Source organism: Variovorax raffinosi, assembly GCF_051216615.1.
Classification (GTDB): Bacteria; Pseudomonadota; Gammaproteobacteria; order Burkholderiales; family Burkholderiaceae_C; genus Variovorax.
In genome coordinates, this window is the sequence record NZ_JBPJZR010000001.1 from 786,211 (window position 1) to 800,564 (window position 14,354).

Below are 14,354 nucleotides of genomic sequence, written 5' to 3' on the forward strand. Positions count from 1 at the left end.
AAACTCGTAGAGAGAAAAAAGATAGAAAGAAAAGGTGGCGGCCGCGTGGATCAGTAGTTCGCGGTGAAGCTGAAATTCACGCGCGGGTCGTGCTTCTTGGTGCGCGGTCCGTCCGTGAGCGGATAGCCGACATCGACGCGGCCCGAGAAGTACTGGGTGATCTTGAAAGTGGTGCCCAGGCCCACCGAATACAGCGAGAAGCGCTCGGCCTGCTCAGGCAGCGGGCTCTTCAGGCGCAGCCGCGCCGCATCGGCGAAGGCATACACGCGCCAGTTCTCGACCAGCGGCCCCAGGAAGGTCAGCGGCTGGCTGCGCACTTCGAGCGAGCCGACCACGCCGTAGTCGCCGGTGGCTTCGGCCGAGAGGTAGCCGCGCACAGAGTTCATGCCGCCGCCGGCGATCTGCTCGCTGGACACCAGCGGCGAATCGGTCATCTGGCCGTTGAAGCGGAAGGCCAGTTGCTGGCCGCCATCGAAGGTGTGCGTGCCGTTCAGGTCGGTCTTGAGCACCATGAAGCTGGGCGAAGACTTGTAGCGCTTGTAGTCGAACGCGGCCCAGTCGCTGGTGTAGCCAAAGGAGCTGCTGGTGCCCACCACCAGCGAGATGCCCACGCCGTACTGGCTCTTGTCCGTCTGGCGAAAGCCCGAGTACGACAGCGTGATCGGCGCGTACTTCAGCGGCACCGTGTCGCCGGTGCCCTTCAGGCGCAGCGCTTCCTGGTTGTTCTTGAGGTCCACGCCCACGCTGAACGCGTGCCACCAGTTGCCGGTGTTCGGCACGGTGTAGGTGGCCTTCACGCCGATGGAGTGGCCCTTGCCGAGCACGCTGGTGCCGCCGACGGTGGCCACGTTGCTGTCGGACTTGTAGGCATTGGCCTCCAGGCTCCAGTTGGTGCCCGGCAGCGGCGCCGTGTAGGAAGCCGAGAACACCTTGGTCTGGCTCAGGTCCTGCGGCGCGCCGAAGAAACTGATGGAGGCGCTGTGGCCCATCTGCCAGAGGTTGTCGTGGCCGATCGATGCGGTGGCGCGCAGCTTGCGCGTGTCGGCGCTGTAGTCGTTGTTCAGGCCGACGCTGGCGCGCCACGGGCTGCTGTCGTCGACCTTCAGGTCCACGTCCATGGTGCCGGGCATCGTGCCCTGGCGCACCAGCGGCATCACCTGGCGCTTGGGGCTGCGGTTGAGCGCGGTGAGCTCGGCCTGCGCGGTCGTGAAATTGGGCACGCCGCCTTCCTTGAGCGCGGGCACCTGGTCGCGCACGTCGACCGGCGAGTTGTACTCGGCGCCGACCACGCGCACGCGGCCCACGCGGGTTTCATTGACCTGCAGGAACACCACGCCCTGCGTGACCTGCTGTTCGGGCAGGTCGACATACACCGACTGGTAGCCGGCCGCCTGGTAGGCCGCGAGCAGCGCGTCGCGTGCGCCCTCCACGTCTTTCAGCGTGCGCTCGGGGCCGAGAAAAGGCGTGACCGCCTTCTCGATGGCGCGGGCGTCGAGCACGGTGTTGCCGCGCACGATGTATTCGGCAATATCGACCTTGCGGGTCGATTCGGGTGTCGCGGCCGGCGTGGCAACCGGCGTGGTGCTCGAGGGTGTGGCCGCCGAAGCGGGTGGGGTTGAGGATGGTGCGGCGGGTGCGGATGCCTGGGCAAAGGCGGCCCCTTGGGCACCTATCGCCATCACTGCCACCCACACCGCTCTCCAGCAATTCGGTGGGGCGTTCTTCTTCATGTCATGCATTTACAGCTCGGTTCTCAAAGATGAAGCTCGCTTGGCAACGGCGCATGAGGCAGAGCCTTCATGTCGCTGTTGCGTACGGTTATCTAGACGCGCGGCGTGCGCGGCGACTGTCGTTTGTCACGAAAACTTCATCAAGAAATTGGCACTCGGTCCGCCGCGATGGGTTTTCCTGCGCGTAAGAAGAATGGTCTCGACGTAGGAGCCTCGTCTTTGTGACACCACGATGAAATTGGCGGCGCATCGTGTTCGACGCGAGTTAGGAAGCGCGGTCGCGAAACGTTGTGTGTCGACGTCCCATGACGGATACACAGGCATACGGTCTGCGCGCCGGAGGAGGACTGCGCGACGAAGAATCAGGTCCGTTCAAGAACCCGACCGTCACTCTCCTCTGGAGGAATCAACATGCGCCTTCGTTCTCTCGCCGCCTTCTTCGCCGTGGTCGTCGCTGCCTCCGCGGCCGCCCTCACGCTGACCTTCGCCGCGCCGCCGCTGAGCGGCGACGTTCCCGCCGCCGAGGCGTTGCCCGCGCCCGAATTCCAGAACATCGACACGTGGCTCAACACGCAGCCGCTGAAGTTGAGCGAGTTGCGCGGCAAGGTGGTGTTGGTCGACTTCTGGACCTACACCTGCATCAACTGCCTGAACCACCTGCCCTACGTGAAAGACTGGAACGCGAAGTACAAGGACCAGGGCCTGGTCGTCGTGGGCGTGCACACGCCGGAGTTCGCGTTCGAGAAGTCGACGAAGAACGTGCAGGATGCGGTCCAGCGGCTGCAGATCCAACACGCGGTGGCGCAGGACAACAGCTATGGCACCTGGAAGGCGTTCAAGAACCAGTACTGGCCGGCCGTGTACCTGATCGACAAGCAAGGCAAGGTCGTCTATTCGCACTTCGGCGAGGGCAGCTATGGCACGACCGAGAAGAAGATTCAGGCGCTGCTGGCGGAACCTTCGATGGCGGGGTCCTAGGGCGCTCTTTTATTCGTCACGTTGTGCGGTTGATGCGCTGCTGCTGTTCAGGGCGGCGCTCACGCCGACACGGTGCTCTTTTTCGCGAATGTCCCCCGCTTCGCTCCTCCTTTATTTCGCGAAAAAGAGCCCCGTATCGACGCGAGCGCTCAGAGCACTTGTTGATCGGCTGCAAGCGCAGAGCGTGCCCTTGTGCGAATGACACCAGGTGCTCCCCGCAGCGAAATAAAGGAGGAGCGAAGCGGGGGACATTCGCGGAGGGGAGCACCTGGTGTCATTCGCACCCGCCCCGAATGAACCCGACCCCGAACACGAACCCGAATCCGAGCCCCAAAAAGGAGTCACTGATATGAAGAAGCTCTGGCTAGCCCTGCTCTTCCTGACCGGCGGCATCGCGCACGAGATACGCAACCCGGTGAACTGCCAGTGCATCTCCGCGCGACAAGCCGACGGCCCCCGCGTGCGTACGCGCAAGCCGTCGTAACGCAGCGAGCCCTACTTCGCAGGATGGTCGCGCCGGAAAAGCTCCCACTCTTCGATCTGCTTGCCATCCGGAAGCTGGCAGATGCCGTATTGGCCTTTGTCGTTCGACCTCATCAGGGTCGTTCCCCCAAGGCTCTTGCAATAGACCGATGCAGGATTGGCCATGCCGACCGGCGGTGGTTTCGGCGGCTCAGGCTGAGCGCATGCGGTAACCAGGAGAGCACCCAATGGCAACAAGAGAGCTTTGATCATTTCGCGAGTGTAGGCTCGCGACCGCACCGCCGAGGACCGGTAAGTGAGTCCGTCAGTCCAGCGCCTCGACCGACGATGCAAGAACATAGCCCTCGCTTCGCACCGTCTTGATGTAGCGCGGCTCACGCGCATCGTCTCGCAGACGCTGGCGCAGACGACTCACGAGCAGGTCGATCGACCGCTCGAACAACTCCGCCTCACGGCCCTGGGTCAGGCTCAGCAACTGGTCGCGGCTCAACACCTTTTGCGGATGGTCGAGAAACACGCGCAGCAGCCGGTATTCGGCACCGCTCAGCGCCACCATCACACCGCTGTCGTCGAGCAGATGGCGCGCGGTGGTGTCCACCTGCCATTCGCCGAACGCCAGCTTCGAGGCGGCTTCGGTCGAGCGCATGTTCGGCGGCAGCATGCGCGTGCGGCGCAGCACCGCACGCATGCGCGCAAGCAGTTCGCGGGCGGAGAAGGGCTTGGCCAGGTAGTCGTCGGCGCCCATCTCCAGGCCGAGGATGCGGTCGGCCTCTTCGCTGCGGGCCGTGAGCATCAGGATCGGCGTGGCCTTGAATTTTCCTGTGCGCAGGTCGCGGCACAGCGTCAGCCCGTCTTCACCCGGCAGCATCAGGTCGAGGATGATGAGGTCGAACGGGCCCGACTCTTCCAGCGCCGCGCGCATGTGGCGGCCCGTGGGCACCGCGACCACGCGCAGGCCATTCTTGACCAGGTAGGTGGTGAGCAGCTCGCGGATTTCCCGGTCGTCGTCGACGATGAGGATGTGGTCGGAGGTCTTGGGCGTCATGGCGGTGCGATGGGGCGCCGGAGGGCGCGATAGCCGCAATGTATGCCGGCTGGCGCGCGGAACAAGCGGGTTTGTATGCCTGTGTATCTGGCGGCCTGGGCCGCCACACTACGTTGCGTGAACCTGCGGCACCGGTTCATTGCGTTGTTCAATCAACCCGCTGCGGGCCCGCGCTCGCTCGTGATCTCCGCGCCCTCGCGCATCGTCTTCGTCACCGGCGTGTTGGCCACCACTTCAAGCAGGCGCTCCCACTGGGCATCGCTCAACGGCGCATCGGAGTGAAGAACCCTGCGGATGTGCGCCTTGCCGTCTGCGTCTTTGGTCAGCGTGAGTTCCGCACGGAACTCGCCCAGCTCCCAGCCCTTGCGCTTCGCATACATGCGCAGCGTGATGGCGGTGCAGGCCGACAGCGCCGCCAGGTAGTAGTCGTAGGGCGCGGGGCCGAGGCCCTGTCCGCCCAGGGCGGCGGGCTCGTCCGCGATGAGTTCGAACTTGCCCACCGCGATGCGATGGCTGTAGTCGGTTCCCGTGGAAACGATGGTGGCTGTGGTGCCATGGCTCATGTGTCGGCTCCTTGAAATATTTGGTGGATGGGTGGCAGCCCGGATCATCGATCAGGTCTGCCCGTTCTGCTTTCGCGAGGCCTGCGCCTTGATCATGTCGTAGAGCGCCTGCGCCGCCGGCGACAGGTGCGCGGTCTTGCGGGCCATCAGCACCAGCGTGCGCGAGACCACCGGATCGACCAGCTCCACGATGCGGATGTCGGGATAGGCGCCCGCCTGCACCGCCAGCCGGGGCACGATGGCGGCGGCCACCTGCTGGGCGACCAGCCCGACGGCGGTGGAACTGCGCTGGACTTCATAGAAGGTCTGCAGGCCGAGCGCGCTCTTGTCCAGGGCCATGTCCAGCAGGTCGCGGTTGCCATTCACCTGGCCGGCGAAGATCAGCGGAAAGTCCTTCAACTGGCGCCACGCGATTCTTCGGCGCTTTGCCAGCGGATGGCTCTGGTGACAGATCAGCACGTACTTGTCTTCGAGCAGCGGCACGCTCGACAGCTCGGGCGGATGCGAACCGGATATGCCGATGCCGAATTCGACTTCGCGGTGCAGCACCGCATCGGTCACGGCCGACGTGGCGTGGTCGAGGATCTTGATGCGGTTCTGCGGATAGCGCGCCGAATAGGCCCGCATGATCTTCGGCAGGAACTGCACGCCCGCCGTCGGCACGCAGGCAATGGACACATCGCCGCGCTCGGCCTTGCCGCTTTCGCGGATCTCCAGCAAGGCGTCTGTCAGTTCGACCAGTTGGCGGCGCGCCTGCGGCAGGAAGTTCTGGCCGATGGTCGACAGCCCGACGGAGCGCGTCGTGCGCTCGACCAGCGCCACGCCCAGAAACTCTTCGAGCTTGCGCAGCCGCTGCGTGATGGCCGTCTGCGTCACGCTCAGATGATCGGCCGCAGCCTGGAAGCTGCCCCGCTCTGCAATCGCGACGAAAGCCTGAATACCCAGGATGTCGATTTTCATGAGCGATTTGAATGAATGGCCGAAATAAATTCATTTTACGAAGATGGGTGCGCTGCGCAAACTGCCGGTACCCACTTCAAGAAATGCCTCAGATGACTGCCTCTACCCCCGACGCCACCAGCGGCGACTGGTCCGCCAAGCAATACACCGCCTTCGAGAACGAACGCACCCGGCCAGTCCGCGATCTCGTGGCCGCCATTCATTCTCAAAACGTTCGGCTGGCCGTCGACCTGGGCTGCGGACCGGGCAACTCCACCGACGTGCTCGCCCAGCGCTTTCCCGATGCGGCGGTCACCGGCATGGACAGCTCCGAAGACATGGTGACGGCCGCGCGAAAGCGCCTGCCCGGCATCGGCTTCGAGGTTTCGGACATCGAGCGCTGGAACCCGTCGCAGGCCTTCGACGTGATCCTGGCGAACGCTTCGCTGCAATGGCTGCCGGACCATGCCTCGCTGTATCCGCGCCTCGCAAGCAAGCTCGCACCGGGCGGCAGCCTCGCGATACAGACGCCCGACAACCTGGAAGAGCCCGCGCACCGGCTGGCGCGCGAAGTCGCGGCATCGCGCCGCTGGGCCGCGAAGATCGGCGACGTGAAGCACCCGGCGCGGCACAGCGCGGCGTACTACTACGCGTTGCTGCGGTCGCATGTCGGCCAGGTGGATGTGTGGCGCACCACCTACTTCCACCCGCTCGCCGGCGCTGCGGCGGTGGTGGAATGGTTCAAGGGCTCGGCGCTGCTGCCCTACCTGGCGCGGCTGAACGCGGACGAGAAGGCCGCGTTCATCGCGCAATACCAGGCCGAGATTGCAAAGGCCTACCCCGCACTGGACGACGGCACGGTGCTGCTGCCTTTTCCAAGGCTGTTCATCGTCGCGGTTCGGTGAACTCAGGCGATCGAGAACTCGACCTCGATGTTGCCCCGCGTCGCATTCGAGTAGGGGCAGGTCTGGTGGGCGCCTTCCACCAGTTGCTGCTTCTGCGCGGCGTCGAGCCCCGGCAGCGTGATGGCCAGCTTGACGGCCAATGCATAGGCCGCATCGCCTTCCGTCTTGCCGAGCGACACGCTGGCGTCCACCGCCACGTCTTCCGGCAGCTTGATGCCGAGCCGGCCTCCGGCCAGCCGCATCGCGCCGATGAAGCAGGCCGAGTAGCCGATGCCGAACAACTGTTCGGGGTTGGTGCCGGGCTTGCCTGAGCCGGGTGGGCTGAGCCTGACGTCGAGCGCACCGTCGCTGGCCTTGCCCGCGCCCTCGCGGCCGCCGGTGGTGTGGGTGGATGCGGTGTACAGCACTTTGTCGAGCTTCATGGTCATGGTGGTTCCTTTGGAGTGAGTCAGGGTGGGTCGGGAGAAAGAGAAAAAAAGAGAGTCGGTTCAGCCGCGCGCGGAGGCGAGTTTCCAGACCGCATCGGCAAACACCTGCGGCGTTTCCTGCGGCACGTTGTGGCCCGCGTTCACGACGATGTGCGTGCGCGGTCCGGTGAACTTCGCGGCATAGGCCTTGCCGTCGGTGGCAGGCACCACGCCGTCGGAGTCGCCGTCCATGGTGATGGTGGGAACGGCAATCGTCGGGAAGGTGGCGAGGCGCTTTTCGAGGTCTTCGTACGGCGCAAAGCCTTCCGCGAGACCGAGGCGCCAGCGGTAGTTGTGGATCACGATGCTCACGTAGTCGGGGTTGTCGAAGGACGCGGCGCTGCGCTCGAAGGTGGCGTCGTCGTAGTTCCACTTCGGCGAATTGGTGGTCCACAGGATGCGCGCGATGTCGCGCCGGTTCGCTTCCAGCCCGAGGCGGCCGCGCTCCGTGGCGAAGTAGTACTGGTACCACCAGCCCAGCTCCACCTTGGCAGGCAGCGGCAGCTTGTTGCCGGGGCGGTTGGTCATGATGTAGCCGTTGACCGACAGCAGCCCCAGGCAACGCTCTGGCCACAGCGCCGCGATGATGCAGGCGGTGCGCGCGCCCCAGTCGTAGCCAACCATCACGGCGCGGTCGATGCCGAGCGCGTCGAGCAGCGCGATCTGGTCCAGTGCCACGGCCGCCTGCTGCGCGGAGCGCGGGTTGGCACTGTCGAGAAAGCGGGTGCTGCCATGGCCGCGCAGGTGCGGCACGATGACGCGGCAGCCCCTTGCGGCCAGCAGCGGCGCGACCTCGGCATAGCTGTGGATGTCGTAGGGATAGCCGTGCATCAGCAGCACGGGAATGCCGTCGGCCGGGCCGGCTTCGTAGTAGCCGACATCGAGTTCGCCGGCCTTGATCTGGCGGATCGGTTCGAGCCTTGGCGGCTTGCCGGATGAACCGGTGGGCCGAGCCCCGGCCGCCTGGGCGGTGCCCATGAATGCCAGCTCGATGGCCGCCAGGCTCGCGGCGGCGCCTCCCAGCAAGAAGCGGCGTTGACGATTGATGGGTGCAGACATGCGCGTTCCTTCGTATGCGTTGAGTGATCTCATCGCCAGGGCACCGGGTGGGGTGCGGCTGGCGATGGCCTCATTGGATTCGCCGCATGTATTCGCGATGTGTCCTGGAAGGGGCCCTCTTGTATGACCGTGTATGCCGACGCGGCGAGATACACGGGCATACAAAAAACGGAAACCGCGACCGCGCGGGTAATGTTCCATGTCGTTTGCGGGGTTCAACACACTGCAATACAAACAAACGGCGCCAGTGGCGGACACGGGTCTATAAACCAGCCCATGCCCACATCAGCCGACCTCCACGCCCTCCCCGCCGGCGCCGGCCTGCAGGTGCCCGTTCGCGACAACAACTGGCGCCGGCTGGTGCCGCGTTCGCTGTTCTCGCGGGTGACGCTGATCATCGTGATCGGCCTGGCGATTGCGCAGTTGCTGACCTTCGCGGCCATTCGCTATGAGCGAGACATGGCGCTGCGCGAGCTGATGATGATCGGCATCGAGCGCGACATCGCCAGTTCGGTCGCCATCCTCGACCGCCTGCCCGCCGCCGAACGCGCGAGCTGGCTGGAGCGGCTGGAGCGGCGCAACTACCGCTTCGTGCTGGGCGGCAGTGCGCAGGGAATCGCGCCGCAGTCCGTGCTGCTGCAGCAGTTCGCCACGGCCATCGCCGATGCGATGCGACCCTTCGAGATCGTGAAGATCGGGCAGGTGACACAACCCGCCGAGAGCCTGCAGATCCAGGTGCGGCTGAGCGACGGCTCTTCGGTGGTTGTGCATGCGCGGCGGGTGAGCATGCCGGTGTCGCGCTGGGTGATGTGGCTGCTGGCGATCCAGCTGGTGGTGCTGGCCCTGTGCGCCTGGTTCGCCGTGCGGCTGGTGACGCGGCCGCTGGCCGATCTTGCGGCGGCTGCCGACGAACTGGGGCCCGATCTCAAGGCCCAGACGCTGATGGAAGACGGGCCGACCGAGGTGGCGCATGCGGCACGCGCGTTCAACGCCATGCAGCGTCGCATCGCCGGCTACATGGCCGAGCGCGTGGAGATTCTTGCGGCCATCTCGCACGACCTGCAGACGCCGATCACCCGCATGCGCCTGCGCACCGACCTGATGGACAGCGACCACGACCGCGACAAGTTCCGGCAGGACCTCGACGCGATGCACACGCTGGTGCGCGAAGGCGTGACCTACGCGCGCACGCTCCACGGCGCCACCGAGCCGGCCTGCCGCATCGATGCCGACGCGCTGTTCGAGAGCATGGTGGCCGACTACGAAGACTCGGGGCAGGCGGTGCGGCTCGAAGGCCGCACCGGCGAGCCCATCGTGACGCGCCCGAACGCGCTGCGCCGGATCCTGGCTAACCTGATCGACAACGCGCTGAATTTCGGCAGCGATGTGCGCCTGCAGGTACGTGCGGACAGCGACCGGCTGGTTCTTGCCGTGATCGACAACGGCCCCGGCATTCCACCGGACCAGTTGGAGAACGTGCTCAAGCCCTTCTACCGTCTGGAAGGTTCGCGCAACCGCGGCACCGGCGGCACCGGGCTGGGCCTGGCCATCGCGCACCAGCTCGCGATGGCGATGGGCGCGGAACTGACGCTGCGCAACCGCAGCGAAGGCGGGCTGGAAGCCCGGTTGACGCTGACGAACACCCGCGCTGCACCGCCGGGCTGAGCCGCACCCGATTTCTTTCTGAAAAGCGGCTCGTTCGTCGAGGCCGTGAAGACCTTGCTCGCCCTGTCGTTTTCATCCATTCATCGCAGAGAACCACACCATGCTCATCCTCCTCGTTGCCTACCTGGGTGGCGTGCTCACCATCCTGAGCCCGTGCATCCTGCCCGTGCTCCCCTTCGTGTTCGCACGCGCCGACCGCCCGTTCCGCTCGCACGGGCTGCCCTTGCTGCTGGGCATGGCGCTGGCCTTTGCCGCCATCGCCACGCTGGCGGCGGTGGGCGGCGGCTGGGTGGTGGCGCTGAACCAGTACGGGCGCCATGCGGCGATCGCGCTGCTGGCGGTGTTCGGCGTCACGCTGCTGTTTCCGTCGGTGGCGCAGCGGCTGAGCCGGCCGCTGGTTGCGCTGGGCAACCGGTTGTCGCAGCGGCAGCCGGACAGTGCCGCGACAAAGCCCTCGGTTTTCGCGCCGCTGCTGCTCGGCGTTGGCACCGGCCTGCTGTGGGCGCCGTGCGCGGGGCCGATCCTCGGGCTGATCCTGACCGGCGCGGCGCTCAACGGCGCGAGCGTCGGCACCTCGCTGTTGCTGCTGGCCTATGCCGCCGGTGCGTGCACTTCGCTGGCGGCGGCGCTGCTCTTCAGCGGGCGCGTGTTCTCGGTGATGAAGGGCTCGTTGCGCACCGGTGAATGGGTGCGGCGCGCGGCCGGTGTCGCGGTGCTGGCAGGCGTCGGTGCCATCGCGCTGGGGCTGGACACAGGGTTGCTCAGCCAGCTCTCCGCCAACACGACGTCGGCGCTGGAGCAGGCGCTTGTCGAGAAGATCAATGCGCCGAAGCCGTCGCCTCTGCCCGCCGCGCAGGTGCCGGCGTCATTGGCATCCGGCCTGATGTTGACATCGGCACTGCAGGAGCCGAAGAAGCCTGCGCTGCCGCTCGGCGTCGAGGGCTCGTTTCCCTCGCTCGCCGGTGCGATCGAATGGATCAACTCGCCCCCGCTGACGCCCGAGAGCTTGCGCGGCAAGGTCGTGCTCGTCGACTTCTGGACTTACTCGTGCATCAACTGCCTGCGCACCCTGCCCTATGTCCGCGCATGGGCCGAGAAGTACAAGGACGCGGGCCTGGTCGTCATCGGCGTGCACACGCCCGAGTTCGCGTTCGAGAAGCTGCCGTCCAACGTGCGCCGGGCGACGAAGGACCTGGGCGTCGGCTTCCCGGTGGCCGTCGACAGCAACTATGCGATCTGGCGTGCGTTCGGCAACCAGTCGTGGCCCGCCTTCTATTTCATCGATGCGCAGGGGCGCATCCGCCATCAACAGGTCGGGGAGAACCGGTATGCGAAGTCGGAGCAGGTCATCCAGCAACTGCTGGCCGAGGCCGGGCGCCCGGATGTGCCGGCCCGCCTGGTTTCACCGCAAGGCCAGGGCACGCAGGCCGCGCCCGATGCGTCGCCTGCGCTGTCGGGCGAGACCTACCTGGGCTATGAACGCGCGCACAACTTCGCCTCGCCCGGCGGCCTCGCGAGCGACCGTGCCCGCGTCTACCCGAGCGCACCTTCGCTGCGAACCGATCAATGGGCGTTGAGCGGTGAATGGACCGTGGGGAGCGAACGCGCGGTGCTGGCCCGCCCCGGCGGGCGCATCGCCTATCGCTTTCAGGCGCGCGACCTGCACCTGGTGCTGGGTCCGTCGGCCGATGGAAAGCCCGTGCGCTTCAGGGTGCGGGTGGACGGCAAGCCGCCGCTGGCGGACCACGGCGCCGACACGGATGCGGAAGGCAACGGCGTCATCGACGCGCAACGGCTCTATCAACTCGTGCGCCAGTCGGTGAACGGCAAGGACCGGCTGTTCGAGATCGAGTTTCTCGATGCCGGTGCGCAAGCCTATGTGTTCACCTTCGGTTGAGGCGGCCGGCGCCGTCTTGCGGCTGACTTGCGCGCTGCCTAGACTGACAGGTTCGCCGCCGTCCCGGCCGGCCAAACGAACGAAGGGGAGTGAGGATGCGCGCAGGTCTCTTGTATGGCGCCATGGCGTTGCTGGCATTCGGTGCCCACGGTGCCGCGATGGCACAGGACGCGCCGGTCGCGAAGGCGGAAGACACGGGCGCGGACAGTTGCGTGGAAGTGGTCGTCAATGGCGAGCGCACGCCGTCTTATGCCTGCCTCACGCAGAAGCTGCGTCCCACCCCGCCGCCGCGCTCACCCGACGGGGAGCAGCCGGGCATGGCGTCGGAAGCCATCACGCAACGGCCATCGAACCAGCTCGGGCTGTTCAACCGGGCAGCGACCGAACATCGCATGGGCAACACCTTCGGCACGTCGGTGTACCCGCAACGGCCGCCGGCGGTGGCGCCGGCTTCACCGCTGATCACGCGGCCTTGAGTCAGGCTCGGGTGGTTTCCTGAACGCGTTTTCGATGCGCGTGCGGAAGGCGACTGCTCAAAGGTGCCGGGCCACGAGCACCACGGCCCCGGCAAGCGAAATGGCGCCACCCACGAATTTTCTGAATGTGTTCACGATGTTCTCCGTCAGTAAGCGTCGATGGTGCCGCTTCGATGGGCTTCCTGGGTTTGGCAATCCTCATGCGCGCGATAGCAAAACCCGGAGCAAACACCAAGATTCGGATAGGCCATCGCTATCTGATACAATCGCGCTTCGTCCGGATTCGCTCCGGATGTTGCCTGGCCAGGCAAGCCGAATCTCACACCGGCGCGTCGAAGTCACTACGACGAAAAAAACAACAGGTGGCTTCCGCAATTGAACATTTGCCGTAACCGTGGACCGCGTGAGAGTTCACGACCACATTCCAAAGCCCGCCTCGTGCGGGCTTTTTCATTGGTTCACTCGAACAGCATCCTCGATTCGGCGTCCAGCAGGGGCAGCCGCTCCCTCGCGAACTGGCTGGCCCGCAGGCGAACGCGCGCCAGCGCGGCGTCCAGCGAAGGCTGCTGCATGAACACGAGCACGCCCCACTTGAGCCCCTGCAGGTTCAGCTCCGCGACACCCGCATAGCGGCCATTGCTGGTCTGCTTGATGTCGATCCGGCTGGACCAGCCATCGGGCAGCTCGACGAGGAGTTGCTGTGCTGCGTTCATGGCGCCAAGAATAGGTCCCGGCCTTCGCCAGCCCAAGGAAATAGTTCCTTGGTATTAACATTTGTTTTGGATTGCTTGCAATCTCATGCATGCTGGGTCGTGCCCGCTTTCGGGCGTTGCGTCGAATCGATATCCTCCAACCTTCTCAAGACACAGTCGACAGAGATCTTCGCCACGCCCGGGAGGCCGGCACACGCCGCTGCGCGACGCAAAAAAACACATAGAGCAACATGGGCTACCTGCCTTACCTCTTCGATCCCCGCTCCACCATCCTGCTGGCGGGTCTGATGGGCATCATGATGTCGCTGGTGTTGTTCTTCATGCGCCGCAGCTACCCGCCCAGCATCCGGGGGCTGAGCGAATGGTCCCGGGCGCCGCTGATCGCGTTTGTCAGCACCCTGCTGTTCGCCGCGCGCGGCTTCATGCCCGACTTCGCCACGATCGTCATTGCCAACATGGTGCTGTTCCAGGCCTGTGTCATCTACTACGCGGGAAGCCAGCAGTTTCTGCTGGGCCGTAGCGACACCCGGGGCTGGACGGCGCTGAACCTGCTGCTGGGCGTGCTCATGTTCTGGTTCAGCGGCATCAAGCCGGACTTCGAAGCGCGCCTGGCCATCGTCACCTTCGCGGTGGCGCTGCTGTTCTTCTTCCACGCCCTGCTCTACATGCGGCACAAGGGCTCGGTGTACGGCATGCGGCTGATGATCGGGCTGCTGCTGGCCCAGTCGCTGGTGGCCGGCTTGCGCTTCGTTTCGGTGATCCTGGGAATGGCCGGCACCAACATCATGGAAGCGACGTGGATCCAGTCGGTCTACATCTCCATGTATTCCTTCAGCGTGCTGTTTCTGTCCATTGCCGTCGTGCTGATGGCCACCGACCGCGTGCACACCGAGTTCGAGTACCTTGCCACCCGCGACCCGCTCACCGGCGTGCTGAACCGGCGCGCACTGCTCGACGCCTGTCTGGCCGAATTCGCCGCGAGCCACGGAACACTGGGGCGACCCGCCGCGATGCTGATGGTGGACCTGGATCACTTCAAGAGCATCAACGACCGCTTCGGCCACCAGATGGGCGATGCGGTGCTGCGCGAGGCGGTCAGCCGCATGCAGCGGGTGATCGGCGCGCAGGGCCTGCTCGGGCGCTATGGCGGCGAAGAATTCGTCGTGCTGCTGCCCCACACGACGATGGCCGATGCCATGGCCATCGCAGCGCGCCTGAAGGAGGGCATCGACGAGCCCCTGCCGCCCGATTCACCAGCGTATGCGGTCGGCTCGTTCGCCGTCAGCATCGGCGTGGCGACCAGCGACGGCATCAAGGACGTCGACGAAGTGCTGGCCCAGGCCGACGAGGCGCTGTATCGCGCCAAGGCGCTGGGGCGCGGCCGTGTGATCGCCACGGCCACAGCTTGACAGGCCAGCGAAGCCGGCGAATCGA

The 14,354-nt window shown here is 65.6% G+C and carries 15 protein-coding genes; 7 read left to right on the forward strand and 8 right to left on the reverse strand.

The annotated features are described in order from the left end of the window. Positions 1 to 50 precede the first annotated feature (50 nt). Positions 51 to 1,730, reverse strand: a complete 1,680-nt coding sequence (locus tag ACSFB7_RS03630) for a ShlB/FhaC/HecB family hemolysin secretion/activation protein (RefSeq protein ID WP_435467142.1) — start codon at positions 1,728 to 1,730, stop codon at positions 51 to 53. A gap of 411 nt (positions 1,731 to 2,141) precedes the next feature. On the opposite strand from ACSFB7_RS03630, the gene ACSFB7_RS03635 reads away from it, so the two are divergent. Continuing rightward, positions 2,142 to 2,708: a thioredoxin family protein gene (locus ACSFB7_RS03635; protein ID WP_435467144.1), complete on the forward strand. Its 567-nt coding sequence runs from the start codon at positions 2,142 to 2,144 to the stop codon at positions 2,706 to 2,708. A 349-nt stretch (positions 2,709 to 3,057) separates the two neighbouring features. After that, on the forward strand, positions 3,058 to 3,192 hold the full coding sequence (locus tag ACSFB7_RS03640) for a hypothetical protein (RefSeq protein ID WP_435467146.1): 135 nt from the start codon (positions 3,058 to 3,060) through the stop codon (positions 3,190 to 3,192). Positions 3,193 to 3,203: 11 nt separating this feature from the next. Here the strand turns inward: ACSFB7_RS03640 and ACSFB7_RS03645 are convergent, their stop codons facing one another. The 4 genes from ACSFB7_RS03645 to ACSFB7_RS03660 form a co-directional block, all read right to left on the reverse strand. Beyond that, positions 3,204 to 3,443, reverse strand: a complete 240-nt coding sequence (locus ACSFB7_RS03645; RefSeq protein WP_435467148.1) for a putative hemolysin — start codon at positions 3,441 to 3,443, stop codon at positions 3,204 to 3,206. Between the two features lie 52 nt (positions 3,444 to 3,495). Continuing rightward, complete coding sequence (locus tag ACSFB7_RS03650; protein WP_435467150.1) at positions 3,496 to 4,236, reverse strand: response regulator; 741 nt, start codon at positions 4,234 to 4,236, stop codon at positions 3,496 to 3,498. 152 nt (positions 4,237 to 4,388) lie between these two features. Beyond that, positions 4,389 to 4,799 carry an OsmC family protein gene (locus ACSFB7_RS03655; protein ID WP_435467152.1) on the reverse strand — a complete coding sequence of 137 codons (411 nt, stop codon included), beginning with the start codon at positions 4,797 to 4,799 and terminating at the stop codon, positions 4,389 to 4,391. 51 nt (positions 4,800 to 4,850) lie between these two features. Next, positions 4,851 to 5,759, reverse strand: a complete 909-nt coding sequence (locus ACSFB7_RS03660; protein ID WP_435467154.1) for a LysR family transcriptional regulator — start codon at positions 5,757 to 5,759, stop codon at positions 4,851 to 4,853. A gap of 92 nt (positions 5,760 to 5,851) precedes the next feature. Between ACSFB7_RS03660 and tam the strand changes: the two genes are divergently transcribed. Beyond that, entirely contained in the window at positions 5,852 to 6,643 is a 792-nt protein-coding gene (gene tam / locus ACSFB7_RS03665; protein WP_435467156.1) for a trans-aconitate 2-methyltransferase, read from the forward strand. Positions 6,644 to 6,645: 2 nt separating this feature from the next. Here the strand turns inward: tam and ACSFB7_RS03670 are convergent, their stop codons facing one another. Continuing rightward, the gene (locus ACSFB7_RS03670; protein WP_435467158.1) at positions 6,646 to 7,071 is read right to left on the reverse strand and encodes an organic hydroperoxide resistance protein; all 426 of its coding nucleotides are present in this window, start codon (positions 7,069 to 7,071) and stop codon (positions 6,646 to 6,648) included. Positions 7,072 to 7,131: 60 nt separating this feature from the next. Then, positions 7,132 to 8,169: an alpha/beta fold hydrolase gene (locus ACSFB7_RS03675; protein WP_435467160.1), complete on the reverse strand. Its 1,038-nt coding sequence runs from the start codon at positions 8,167 to 8,169 to the stop codon at positions 7,132 to 7,134. A 276-nt stretch (positions 8,170 to 8,445) separates the two neighbouring features. Here ACSFB7_RS03675 and ACSFB7_RS03680 point away from each other — a divergent pair, with 276 nt between their 5' ends. From ACSFB7_RS03680 to ACSFB7_RS03690, 3 genes are all read left to right on the forward strand, one after another. Next, positions 8,446 to 9,834 carry an ATP-binding protein gene (locus ACSFB7_RS03680; protein WP_435467162.1) on the forward strand — a complete coding sequence of 463 codons (1,389 nt, stop codon included), beginning with the start codon at positions 8,446 to 8,448 and terminating at the stop codon, positions 9,832 to 9,834. Between the two features lie 100 nt (positions 9,835 to 9,934). Next, entirely contained in the window at positions 9,935 to 11,731 is a 1,797-nt protein-coding gene (locus tag ACSFB7_RS03685) for a cytochrome c biogenesis protein DipZ (RefSeq protein ID WP_435467164.1), read from the forward strand. A gap of 95 nt (positions 11,732 to 11,826) precedes the next feature. Continuing rightward, the gene (locus ACSFB7_RS03690; RefSeq protein WP_435467166.1) at positions 11,827 to 12,207 is read left to right on the forward strand and encodes a hypothetical protein; all 381 of its coding nucleotides are present in this window, start codon (positions 11,827 to 11,829) and stop codon (positions 12,205 to 12,207) included. Positions 12,208 to 12,665: 458 nt separating this feature from the next. Here the strand turns inward: ACSFB7_RS03690 and ACSFB7_RS03695 are convergent, their stop codons facing one another. Beyond that, positions 12,666 to 12,920 carry a hypothetical protein gene (locus tag ACSFB7_RS03695; protein WP_435467168.1) on the reverse strand — a complete coding sequence of 85 codons (255 nt, stop codon included), beginning with the start codon at positions 12,918 to 12,920 and terminating at the stop codon, positions 12,666 to 12,668. Between the two features lie 230 nt (positions 12,921 to 13,150). Here ACSFB7_RS03695 and ACSFB7_RS03700 point away from each other — a divergent pair, with 230 nt between their 5' ends. Continuing rightward, a complete protein-coding gene (locus ACSFB7_RS03700) occupies positions 13,151 to 14,329 on the forward strand; it encodes a GGDEF domain-containing protein (RefSeq protein WP_435467170.1) in 1,179 nt (392 codons plus the stop codon). Positions 14,330 to 14,354 lie beyond the last annotated feature (25 nt).